At 40.0% G+C, this 1,381-nt stretch carries 2 protein-coding genes and 1 pseudogene; all 3 read right to left on the reverse strand.

What is annotated here, in order from left to right; translation table 11 throughout:
• Positions 1-415, reverse strand: a pseudogene (locus tag LD39_RS20505) (NAD(FAD)-utilizing dehydrogenase); the annotation flags it as partial.
• A 29-nt stretch (positions 416-444) separates the two neighbouring features.
• Entirely contained in the window at positions 445-1,026 is a 582-nt protein-coding gene (locus LD39_RS20510; protein ID WP_035553055.1) for a GNAT family N-acetyltransferase, read from the reverse strand.
• Positions 1,027-1,040: 14 nt separating this feature from the next.
• On the reverse strand, positions 1,041-1,381 hold a 341-nt coding region (locus LD39_RS20515; RefSeq protein ID WP_035553058.1), incomplete at its 5' end, for a LysE family translocator.

The raw sequence follows: 1,381 nt of genomic DNA on the forward strand, positions 1-1,381 counted from the left end.
CGGTAGAAAGCACTTTCAAGGAATGCTTGGCTGCTCGATGAGAAAGCCAAGGGTTAAATGTACTATATTTCTCCCTTTTTGCGCCCCCGAAGAAACATAGAATATCGTCAACCTCTCTCATTAAATGCAACGTTCGCTGAGGTCCGATTTTTCTGGCTAACTCACCTCCAAAGTCATTCGTATAGTTAAACTTTCCTTCTGACATACCAAGCCCGGCAAAGCCTATGTATTTCTCACAATTTCCATTACAAGTACAAGCTACACCGCGGTCTGTACCGCAACTTCTCTCACTCAATTTTTTACCTTTATCTATGATATGGATAGTAAGATTCTCATTTTCCCTCAACAATGTATAGGCTAGAAACACACTGCTGACACCTGCACCAATAATCGTAACATCATAAATTTGGACCACCACCTCAAGTCGTTGAAATGTTTTAAGTGCTAGAGCTCTTTTACGTCTCTGGGTTTTACCTTTGCGAACACACATGTATCCGTCAGACGTTTTCCATCGACCGATAAATCCTCGTTTCTCAAAACACCTTCCAGATCAAACCCGAGTTTTTCAGGAATCGCTCGACTTTTATAGTTTTCGGATTCACAGCGGATTTCAACTCTTGCACATTGCAATTCAACAAATGCAAATTCTGTCAATGCGTCCACAGCTTCTGTCATATATCCTTTTCCGCTATATCTGGTATCAATCCAGTATCCGATTTCGAGCTTTGGTACTTCCCAGTGAATATTATGAAACCCGGTCGAACCTACAAATTCATTTGTTTCTTTAAGAAATACCAGGTAACGCAAACTTTCTCTTGACAAGAACTTCGCATGAGCTTGTCGAGTATTAACTTCTGTATCCTCAGGGCTTGGCAACTCTCTTGCAAATCCAAGCCAAGGTTTTAATTCTTCAATCGATCCCTCGATAGCTTCGTTCACAACACCCCCGTCACCAGGCAAGGGTATACGAAGCTTTAAGCGTTCCGTTTCGATACTCGTTTTTATATCCATTAATATAGGATTCAAATTTATCTTCTCCTCTATTTTCCACTAACGGCTACATTTAAGCCAATGGCTGTTAAGATCATTCCTTCAAAAAGATTCATTCTCTTCATTACCCACTCATTATTTGCTAGCACATGACGAATTTTCTCAGAAAAAACACTAACAAGAGAAAATATGATAAAGGCTTGTATAAGAAAAACAGCCCCTAATCCTAGCATCTGCAAGGAGACACTGCCAAGACTATTATTCACAAACTGAGGTAAAAGTGCCAAAAAGAATAAAGAAACTTTTGGATTAAGTACGTTCATGATAATCCCCTTTTTATACAATGAATGATGGGACCGCTTCGTTCGATTCTCTATTTCCACAGGGGCAC

This window comes from Halobacillus sp. BBL2006 (genome assembly GCF_000786645.1).
In the GTDB taxonomy this organism is placed as follows: Bacteria; Bacillota; Bacilli; order Bacillales; family Halobacillaceae; genus Halobacillus.